This is a genomic window from Mesorhizobium sp. ESP7-2, from assembly GCF_020164715.1.
In the GTDB taxonomy this organism is placed as follows: domain Bacteria; phylum Pseudomonadota; class Alphaproteobacteria; order Rhizobiales; family Rhizobiaceae; genus Mesorhizobium.
This window is the reverse complement of sequence record NZ_JAIUGQ010000082.1, coordinates 1-9,379: the sequence shown is the minus strand read 5'-3', so window position 1 is coordinate 9,379 and position 9,379 is coordinate 1. Positions and strand designations below refer to the sequence as shown.

The 9,379-nt window shown below is 60.3% G+C and carries 10 protein-coding genes and 1 pseudogene; 5 read left to right on the top strand and 6 right to left on the bottom strand.

Annotated features, from left to right (window positions below; all coding sequences use genetic code 11):
* From LB543_RS33390 to LB543_RS33370, 5 genes and pseudogenes are all read left to right on the top strand, one after another.
* Nucleotides 1–246 (top strand): annotated as a pseudogene (locus LB543_RS33390) (ATP-dependent DNA ligase); the annotation flags it as partial.
* Nucleotides 221–430 (top strand): hypothetical protein, encoded by a 210-nt coding sequence (locus LB543_RS33385; RefSeq protein ID WP_149907302.1) that lies wholly within the window; start codon nt 221–223, stop codon nt 428–430. The pseudogene LB543_RS33390 and the gene LB543_RS33385, both read left to right, overlap by 26 nt.
* Nucleotides 431–441: 11 nt before the next feature.
* The gene (locus LB543_RS33380) at nt 442–762 is read left to right on the top strand and encodes a hypothetical protein (RefSeq protein WP_224617309.1); all 321 of its coding nucleotides are present in this window, start codon (nt 442–444) and stop codon (nt 760–762) included.
* Nucleotides 763–1,302: 540 nt separating this feature from the next.
* Entirely contained in the window at nt 1,303–1,572 is a 270-nt protein-coding gene (locus tag LB543_RS33375) for a hypothetical protein (protein ID WP_224617308.1), read from the top strand.
* A gap of 727 nt (nt 1,573–2,299) precedes the next feature.
* Entirely contained in the window at nt 2,300–3,559 is a 1,260-nt protein-coding gene (locus tag LB543_RS33370; RefSeq protein WP_224617307.1) for an NAD(P)/FAD-dependent oxidoreductase, read from the top strand.
* Between the two features lie 5 nt (nt 3,560–3,564).
* Here the strand turns inward: LB543_RS33370 and LB543_RS33365 are convergent, their stop codons facing one another.
* From LB543_RS33365 to LB543_RS33340, 6 genes are all read right to left on the bottom strand, one after another.
* Nucleotides 3,565–4,854, bottom strand: coding sequence for an NAD(P)/FAD-dependent oxidoreductase (locus tag LB543_RS33365; protein WP_224617306.1), 1,290 nt, complete (start codon nt 4,852–4,854; stop codon nt 3,565–3,567).
* Nucleotides 4,855–4,876: 22 nt separating this feature from the next.
* Nucleotides 4,877–5,560, bottom strand: coding sequence for an amino acid ABC transporter permease (locus LB543_RS33360; protein WP_224617305.1), 684 nt, complete (start codon nt 5,558–5,560; stop codon nt 4,877–4,879).
* A gap of 2 nt (nt 5,561–5,562) precedes the next feature.
* On the bottom strand, nt 5,563–6,258 hold the full coding sequence (locus LB543_RS33355) for an amino acid ABC transporter permease (protein WP_224617304.1): 696 nt from the start codon (nt 6,256–6,258) through the stop codon (nt 5,563–5,565).
* A gap of 114 nt (nt 6,259–6,372) precedes the next feature.
* Nucleotides 6,373–7,185 carry a transporter substrate-binding domain-containing protein gene (locus LB543_RS33350; RefSeq protein WP_224617303.1) on the bottom strand — a complete coding sequence of 271 codons (813 nt, stop codon included), beginning with the start codon at nt 7,183–7,185 and terminating at the stop codon, nt 6,373–6,375.
* A gap of 52 nt (nt 7,186–7,237) precedes the next feature.
* Nucleotides 7,238–8,008 carry an amino acid ABC transporter ATP-binding protein gene (locus LB543_RS33345; protein WP_318013040.1) on the bottom strand — a complete coding sequence of 257 codons (771 nt, stop codon included), beginning with the start codon at nt 8,006–8,008 and terminating at the stop codon, nt 7,238–7,240.
* 490 nt (nt 8,009–8,498) lie between these two features.
* Nucleotides 8,499–9,379 (bottom strand): M24 family metallopeptidase (locus tag LB543_RS33340; protein ID WP_224617302.1); only part of this gene is annotated, 881 nt, incomplete at its 5' end.

The following is a 9,379-nucleotide window of genomic DNA, read 5'->3' as shown; positions in this document are numbered from 1 at the left end:
CAAACTGGGCAGTATGTCGGCTCGGCGTTCATCAACTCCAGCCGTGCCATCCGAGAGCGGCTATGGAAGCGCGTTCAGGAGCATGCCGGGCCGGCGCCCAAAGGAATGAAGCGACCAGCGACGCAGTGGGTCAAGCCCGGCATCATCGGCTGTGTGAAGCACTTGCGCGGCGAGGAGGATTTGCGGCACGCTTCGCTGCAGGATTTTCGCGAGGAGAATCATGCCGATTCGACGGAAGGCAACTGAAGCAGGAATTTTGGAACCTGAGGAACTGGCATTGCTGGGCCGGGTATTCGAACAGGTCACCGTCAACCGCCAGTCACCCGAAGCGCTAGACGCGCTCGCATCGCGCGTCATCGCGAACTATATGGCTGGGGTGACCGACGAAGCCGAGCTGGTCTTGCTGTCCCGGCAGCCGCTCGGCCGGTAGGGAGAAGATTGATGGCTGTTGCCAAGAAGGATCAGGAGCGCATCACCTATGCCTGGATGTATGGCGTCCAGGCACGCAAGGATGGCAAGGAGCGCACGGTGCCTGAGTATTGGCAGGAACAGGCCGACGCCTGGCTACAGGGCTTCGATGGGGAGCCGTTGGAGAGTGCTGGCGTCCGGTTGCCGGTAAGTAACAACATCGAGGCGGAGCTTGACGAGGCCGCCGTGAAGAAGTCGGAACCTAACGCGGTGTCCGGGCTTATCGCCGAATGGGCACACACCGCATCAACTTGGCGGATGTCATCTCCGTCGTCGGGCTCACGCACAAGTTGACCGACGTTTTGACGGCGCTGTCCTAGAATAGGACGGCGCTCCATTCGGCGGTGGTGCCATCCGGAAGACTTACTTGCGTTCGCGCCGCGCCAGTCAATATCCTTTCAGCAGTTCCACTGCCCGCGGCAGCGGCTGCCTGAGCCCGCGCTGTGGTCAGGAATGGGATGGAACCCGCTCCGTGTAGAGTTCTGGAGCGGGTTCCTGCCGCCCCAAGAAACGGTGCCTTATCAAAGCCGCGCCGAGGGCGGGGCAATGCGTTGGTCGAGCAACAGTAATGTCTACTGGCCCGCTGATCTGGAGAAGCTCCAGCGGGTATTTGATGTGTAGCAAGCGCCGTCTAGCCAAAAAAGACAGAGAACAAGCGGGAATCCCTGGCTAGGGAAGTGTTCCAAGTTTTTGATGCCGGGACCACGGACGGAGCGGACCTATTGCGGGCCATTTCCAAGCGGGTGAGACGTCCCCCTTGATGGCGGCTTTCTATGTGGCCTCGGTCTTAAGCGCCAGAACACGCCGAGTGGCGAAGCTATGTCGGAATTTGAAATGGCGGCGCAGCAGGCCATCGCTGCGGCGATTATCGATGGCAGCATTCACGCCGGTCTCGACGTCGCGCTCGGGGATCTGCGCGAATGGCATAAGCTGCGGGCGTGGTGCAAGAATTGCTCCCATCACGCCGAGGTGAAGGCGGCGGCGCTGATCCGCCGATACGGCAAGGACGCGCTATTCAGCACGGTTGAGCGAGCGCTTCTCTGCACGAGTTGCGATCGTGGCGGGCCGGTCCGGCTGGAAATCCACAAACTGCCCCGGAACTAGGCGCGACGAGACACGACCGTTCCTATTCGTCGCTATTCTCGTCGTCATTTCCATCGTCAGATTGGCTATTACGACTTGCGTCATCCCCGTGCTCTTCGACGCGCGCCTCGGCGGTAACGTATGGGGCTTACATCCGAGCTTCGGATAGTCTGACTTGCTTTGCGCCTACAACAGAAAGTCGCAGAATCTGAAAGGTATTGAATTAAGTATGTTTTCTCTGCCGCATCGCAGCGCTGTAAGTTGTCAGGCAGGAGCGTATTCGTTGGCCCGCGGCCTGTGAAATTGAGTAGCTCGCCAGTCACCTCGCGGCTCTGAAACCTAACGCTGGACTGCGCGGCAGCTTCCGTTTTCACGACGAGTTCGCACTTGCCGTCGACCTGATCAACCGCCGCCGGGGCAGCTTCGATGTGATGTTCGAAGCTTCCGGCAATGAGCGCGCCGTGCGGGGCGGGCTCGACGTCCTGAAGCCGCGCGGCGTGACCGTTAGAGAGCTCTGATGTTCCGCTTCGGTTTGCAGTTTGAACTCTTCGCCGCGGCGGACGCATTCTGCCTTCGGGGCGTTCGGGACGTGGAACAAACATCGGTACGACAACCGGTCTGAAACTTCACGCCCTTTGCGGAGCGCCCTGCCCCTTCCGGTATTGCTGTCCTGAAGGCGGCGGCCCTGCCGTCCATGCTTGACAACCGGCCCTGAATTTACGTTCGTGCGCTTGAAACTCAAAGTTAGGTGAACGTCTACATGCCGGAATTGGGCAATGAAGTGGCAATTATTGGAGCGGGCATCGTCGGCGTCAGCGCAGCTCTTTATTTGAAGCGGGCAGGTCGGAACGTCACGATCCTCGACCCGTTGCCCCCCGGCACCGCGACCTCTTTCGGCAATGCCGGAATGGTCAGGCACGATTGCAACGTGCCTGTGGCCATCCCTGGAATGCTGCGGCAAGTGCCAGGCTGGCTCACCGATCCGTTGGGACCACTGGTTTTGAGGCCTCGCTACGCGTTGAAGGCAGCGCCTTGGCTGCTCAGATGGATTCGGGCCGGACGGATGGACCGCGTGAATAGGGCAGCAGACGCCCTATGCAACCTTCATAGGGGCAACCTCGAATGCTATCGTGATTTGATCGGCGGTCCAACGTTCGCAGCCTTGATCCGCGAGGTAGGCGGTATCCAGATCTGGGAAAGCGAGGCCCTTGGTCTCTCCGACCGCGTCACTGCTGAAATCAACGAGCGGCAAGGCGTCGTCACCGAACCGTTGTCTCGCTCGGATTTGGAGCGCTTGCTGCCGGGTGTTTCAAACATTGCAAAACGCGGGCTCCTCTATCCCCACAACGCCCATACGATCGATCCACATAGCTTGGTCATGGCCATTGCTGACGGGGTGCGACAAGTCGGCGGCGTGTTCGAAGCGGAACGCGTGCTGAAGATCATCCCTCGCGAAGCAGGTGGCTACACGCTTATGACGAACACGGCCAACCGAAAGGCGGACGCCGTGATCATCGCCGCTGGCGCCTGGTCGAACCGCTTGCTCGAGCCGCTCGGTGCCGAATTGCCGCTCGAGACGGAACGTGGTTACCACCTGATGATCCCCTCCCCGTCGATCGAATTGCCGATGCCGGTCCAGATGAAGAACCGGGGTTTCGCGCTGTCGCCGATGGAACACGGCCTCCGTCTTGCCGGCACGGTCGAGATTGCCGGCCTGGAAGCCCCACCTGACGAACGGCGTTCCGAAATCCTCCTCACCCACGCTCGAGCGCTGTTTCCCGATCTGAAGGGCGGAGAGCCGACGATCTGGATGGGCTTTCGCCCCTCCCTGCCTGACAGCGTGCCGGCGATTGGCCAGATGCGGGGACATAGCTCGCTCTTCGTCGCGACTGGCCACGGTCATACGGGTATGATCGGCGGTGGCTCGACGGGACGGCTGATCGCCGAACTCGTCACCGCCAGTCGGCCCCATATCGACCCCGCGCCATATTCGCCTGACCGCTTCTGAAACGCCTAAGCAACGCGCATTGAGCGGCGTTCGCGGACGAGGTCCATGCCTTGATAGGCCCAGTAAGTCATTTGGACAGCGGCAGTGCCGAAAAGGCCGCCGTTCCACAAAAAACCGAAAGGCGCAAACGCGCGATAGCGGTTGCTTTCGCCCGCAATTGCCTCGGCGACCACCCGGGCGCCGATCGCGGTGGTGTTGAGACCATGGCCGCCGAACCCGGTACACGCCCACACGCCCGGCATAACCGGTCCGATCAGCGGCATTAAATGTCTTGCATAAGCCATCAGTCCCGACCATGCCACGTCGACCTTCAAGCTCTCTAGTTGGGGGTAGGTCGCGATCATTTCTCGCCGGATCACGGCAGCGATATCGCGCGGGTCGGTGGTGCGCGTGGTTATGCGCCCACCCCATAGCAGCTTGCCGTCAACCACGCGGTAGTAGTCGCCGGCGCGCCGGCCATCGCTGATCCCTGATTGCGTGCGGATCGCGGTCGCGATCAGTTCGGGCGCCAGTTCACTCAGCACGACGTATGTGGCGATCGGCAGCAAGGCGCGGCGCAGAGCCGGCAGCACGCGGTCGGTATAGCCACCGCCGGCAAAGACGACGCTCGCAGCTCGTACTTCGCCTTCGGGCGTGCGAATTCTTTTTTCCGCGCTTGTGAGATCGGCAGAGACCGCGGGCGTGTCCTCGTGAACGGATCCGCCGAGCCGAACAATTTCGCGCGCCAGCGCGCGGGCATAATTCAGCGGATGGAAATGGAACGAGGCGTCGTCCAGGAGCCCTTGATGGTACTTCCTCGATAGCAGCAGGCTTTGTACTTCCTCGCGGGAAAGCAAGCGCAACTGGCGGCCGAACTCAGTCTCCTGTTCGTCACGCTGAGCCTTCAGTGCCTCGCTATTTTCGTAACGCGATGCCCGCAAGATGCCGTGAATGACCTGCGCATCGGTGATGGCCAGGTCGCGGATGGCGTCGGAGACCATGGCGACGCCCTCCATCGAAAGGCGAAACAGGGCCCTGGCATGCTCGATACCGACGCGCTTACGGATCTGGTCGCCGCGCGCCGCCCACCCCGGAGACACGAAACCTCCGTTGCGGCCCGACGCACCCCAAGCGACGCAGCGCGCCTCAAGGACCGTCACCGAAAGCCCGCGCCGGGCAAGCTCGAGCGCAGTCGTCAATCCCGCGAGGCCGCCGCCGACAATGCAGACGTTCGCCTCATGCCGGCCAGACAGCACGGGGTACGAAGCCTCTGAGGTCAGCGTGCGTCTGTAGTAGGTGTCGACATAGGGGGTCATTGGATCCGCCGGCCACGCTGGCTCAGTCGAGGTTGATGAAACGAGTGCCGCCGACCTTACGCTCCGCCCAACGCGTGAAACGCAGGACCGGGTAGCAGTAAGCGAAATAAATTAGGGCGATCACGCCGTATACGAAAAGCACGTCGCGCGGGAACCGCATGATCGAAATCTCACCCTGGCGCGTCAGCTCCGAGATGCCGATCACCGAAAGGATGGCTGTGTTCTTGATGATGTTGACATAGACGCCGCTCATCGGCGGCACTGTCAGCTTCAAGGCCTGCGGCAGGACGACCAGGCAGAGTATCGGGACACGTCTTAAGCCCAGGGAGGTGGCAGCCTCCCACTGCCCCTTTGGAACAGCGTCGATGGCCCCCATCACGATCTCGGCGACATAACTGGAGGTATAGACCGACAGCGAGACGAACGCCGCCATCTCGGAACTCCATTGCAGCGCGTCAATGCCAGTGTTGGGCAGCACGAAATAGAAGACGTAGAGCTGCACCAGGAACGGTGTCCCGCGCAGCATGTGGATATAGAGGCCGAAAAGCTGGTGGAACACCGGCACCCGCTGGCTTCGCACGACGCCGATTACGAAGCCCAGCACGGAGCCGACGACGATTGCGATGAGCGAGACCCAGAACGTCTGCACGAAACCGGTCCACAGGAACGGCAGGATGGCGACGACTATGTCGAGATAATGCTGCATTCCTACCTCCCGGCGTTCCATGCGGGGCCGGCGAGCCAGCGCTTTACCGTCCATGACAAACCCAGCATCACGGCGTAGATGGCGAGATAGCCGGCGGCTATGGTGAGGAAGCTCTCGTTGGGCCGCACCCTTTCGCTATTCAGCAACAGGCCGGCACTGAGGAAATCAAACACCGCAATGATCGAAAGAAGTGAGGTGTCCTTGATCAGCACCGCGGTCTGACCAAGCAGCGGTGGCAGTGTATTGGCGAACGCCTGCGGCAAGACGATGTATCGCAACCGCTGCAGGTAGGACATGCCAACTGCCTTGCCGCCTTCGATCTGCCCCCGCGAAACCGACGCGATGCCGCCGCGCACGATCTCGCTCATGTAGGCGGCATTGTGCAGCGACAACGCCATGATACCGAGCGTCAGTTCGCTCCAGCGGCCAGTTGCCGGAACCAGGACGGGCAGGCCGTAATAGATAAGATAGATCTGCACCAGCAGGGGGGTCGCCAGAATGAACGCGACATAGCCGGCCACCGGGCGCCACAGAATTGCGCGGCTCGACATGCGGCAAAGCGCCAACATCGTGCCGAGGATGACGGCGGCGATGAGGCTGACAGCCGCCGCGACAAGCGTGTTTTCAAGACCCTCGGCGAAGCGCCCGAGATACTGCTCGACGATGCGATAGTTGTAAAAATCGAGGACCCAGTTCATCCGGTTTCCGCATTGGAGCTCAGGGCTTTGACCGCCTCGGCGACCTAGTCAGGATGTAGGCTATGGGCAGATCGACGCGGCGCGGGATCACCGCGTCGATCGGTTTCAGAAGCCCTATTTGTGATCCTTCTCCCAGGCATCGGAGGTCCACCAATAGGCCAGCAGTGTCTGCAGCGAATTATCGGCGGTCTTCAGCTCTACATAGTTGTCCAGCCACATCTTGAGGTGGAAAGCGTTGGGCCGGGTGGCAAAGGCCAGCGGCTCACGCGTCATTATGCCTTCGAGCGGCTTGAGATTTTCGAACTGACGCACGTACGAATTATAGTCCTGCCCGCCGACCATCGCGTCGACCCGCCCCATGGTGAGGGTCTGCGCTACCGCCGGGCCGCCGCCTGCAAACACCTTCAGCGTCGCTTTCGGCAGATATTTGGTCACGGCATCGGCATAGGTGCTGCCTTGCAGCGCCGCCACCGTCACACCTTCCTTGTTGAGGTCCTGCCACGTCTTGTACTGGGAGTCCTTGGCGGCAAAGGCCAGCGTGTCGTTGAAGAACATCGGCCGGGAAAACAAAAGCTGCGCCGCCCGTTGCGGCGTAGGGGTCATGTCGCCGGCAATCATGTCTGCCTTGCCAGCCAGAAGCGCCGGAATGAGGCCTTTCCAGTCGTAATCCTGGAATACAACCTTCACGCCGAGATCGGCAGCCATCTGCTTGGCGAACTCGACGGCAAGGCCGGTGCGCTCGCCCTTTTTATCGACGAAGCTGACCGGCGGACCCTGCGTCTGGACGGCGACGACCAGTTCGCCCCGCTTCAGGATATCGTCCATTTCGTCGGCGTGCGCCACGCTCGCTAGCGTGAACCAGGCTGCCAGCATGATGGCCAAGGTCGCGGCTGCTCCGGTCAATTTTGTTTTGAAACTGTTCTTCATCTTCTCTCTCCCTTTTCTTCCTTTGTTGATTGCGATCTGACATTGTCCAACATCATAGTATCTGATTGAGGAACCCCTTTGTCCGCTCTTGCCTTGGCGAGTGGAAAATCTGCTGAGGGGTGCCTTCCTCGATGATCAATCCGGTGTCCATGAAAAGCATGCGGTCGGCGATTTCACGCGCAAAGCCCATCTCGTGGGTAACCACCGCCATCGTCATCCCTTCAGATGCCAAAACCTTCATCAGGTCGAGAATGCCGGTGACGGTTTCGGGGTCCAGCGCCGAGGTCGGCTCATCGAACAACATCACCTTGGGGTCCATGGCCAGAGCGCGGGCGATGGCCACGCGCTGCTGCTGTCCACCGGACAGTTGGCTGGGGTAGTGCCCCGCGCGATCATCTATGCCCACTTTGTCGAGCAGCTCATGTGCCCGACGCAAGGCTTCCGTCCGGGAACGGCGACGCACCACAGTTTGCGGCAACACGACATTGTCGAGCGCCGTTCGATGCTGGAACAGATTGAATGATTGGAAGACCATACCCACCTCGGCGCGTAGCCTGTTGAGGTCGGCCCCGGGTTCAGAAAGCGAAACGCCATCAATGACGATCCGCCCGGAATCAATCCTCTCAAGAGCGTTCATCGTGCGAAGGAATGTGCTCTTGCCGGAGCCGGAAGGTCCGAAGATGACGAGCACCTCGCCATGCCCGATTGCAGTGGTGACCCCGGCAAGCGCAAGGTGTGAACGGCCATCATTGGACTGATAGGTCTTGCGGACGTCTTCAGCGACGATGATCGGCTTGCGATCCTGATCAGGCGTAAGCTTCACGATATCCCGAACGCAGGTTCGCGTCGTGATTGAACGTTCTGTATTAGCCCAGGGATTCCCCCAGTCGACATTAAGTGCCCAAATTCGGGCGTATCAATTTTGCCGTCGCATCGGCTAGTTCGAAAGCCGGCGGTCATCTTTCCTATCCAATTCATTCTGGTACTCTCGCAAGCGTCGTCATGAAAGCCGATCGAACTGGCCAAAACAAGCGGTTTCTTCAAGATGCTTGTAAGGTTCGAAGGCACGCTATGGTGGAATATAAGCTTCGTCAGGTGCTTTCCAGATATGAGGCCGGCGAACTGACTTAGTTTGCGCTAAATCATATGTGTCGCCGAGCAATTGCTGGCTGCAGGTCACCAGGCAGCGGGAGATGTCCGGCCAGCGGGCACTCGCCCGCTCGGTAACTAGGCTCAAAATTCAACACTGCCAATCATGCGACTTTGGGAGCACAAAAGGCGATGAAAGCGCAGTCTTGTAAGCTTCAGCCTTATCACCTTGAGGACGGCTCGCGAGAAGTTGCGTCGAGCAAATTGCCGCCAAGGTGCTCGGCGAGCCAGAAGATGTCCCCCTCGCATCCGAAAGAGGATGCAACCGTCCCCTTTGCGCCATGACCGCGACCCGAATCTCGCCCTGGCGGCGGCGTGCGGGCCGAACCGACAGATCCTGCGGCCGATCGCCCGATCAGGACGCGATACTGACCTTCTTGCCGAAGAAAGTGGAAGCTCGTCCAGGGATGGCTGCAAGCAAGCAAACGCACATTTGCACGAGCGCCTCCGACTGCGACAATGGCCGTGCTTGTATCCTCCAGCCCCAGTTGGGCGCCGCAACAATCCGTCGGCGCCCAGCGCGCGCCGGGCTTGATCAATTCGAGTCCGCGGCGGTGAACCGCGACATTTTTCTGCCAAATGTCGAGGCTGGCGTCGTCGACATGGTCGCAGAACAGCGTCCGTTCGAGCGCGGTGTAATAGCCGAAGATCATCGGGAACGCGTTGAGCGACAGGATATCGCCTGACCGGACGATGCGGTTGGTGACCGGATTGTGCGCGCCGTCAGTGTTGATGCCGGACTGAAACCAGGTCCAGGTGTCCATCAGTTCGACATAAGGGTGCGATTTTGCGATCTCGCGGATCATCGCATTTGTCGTCGCGATCGCCACCTCGTGCTCAGCCACGCCGGCCTTCACGGCAGCCACGCAAGCGGCACCGCCGACATCGCAGACGTGCGCCCCCTCGCGGATCAGCTTTTGCTCTTCCAGCGACTTGATGGAGCGCATCCATATGGACGGTTGGGCGATGTCGACGATCTCGACGTCGGGGAAGGCGTCCTGCAGCAGCTTCCTGAATTCGAGGTTGACGTGGTCGAACTCGATGC

Coding starts and splice junctions, on each gene's coding strand:
- LB543_RS33350 (WP_224617303.1), bottom strand. CDS start 7,185: ATGAAGAACAGTTTCAAAACAAAATTGACCGGAGCAGCCGCGACCTTG.
- LB543_RS33375 (WP_224617308.1), top strand. CDS start 1,303: ATGGCGGCGCAGCAGGCCATCGCTGCGGCGATTATCGATGGCAGCATT.
- LB543_RS33360 (WP_224617305.1), bottom strand. CDS start 5,560: ATGCAGCATTATCTCGACATAGTCGTCGCCATCCTGCCGTTCCTGTGG.
- LB543_RS33380 (WP_224617309.1), top strand. CDS start 442: ATGGCTGTTGCCAAGAAGGATCAGGAGCGCATCACCTATGCCTGGATG.
- LB543_RS33355 (WP_224617304.1), bottom strand. CDS start 6,258: ATGAACTGGGTCCTCGATTTTTACAACTATCGCATCGTCGAGCAGTAT.
- LB543_RS33365 (WP_224617306.1), bottom strand. CDS start 4,854: ATGACCCCCTATGTCGACACCTACTACAGACGCACGCTGACCTCAGAG.
- LB543_RS33385 (WP_149907302.1), top strand. CDS start 221: ATGCCGATTCGACGGAAGGCAACTGAAGCAGGAATTTTGGAACCTGAG.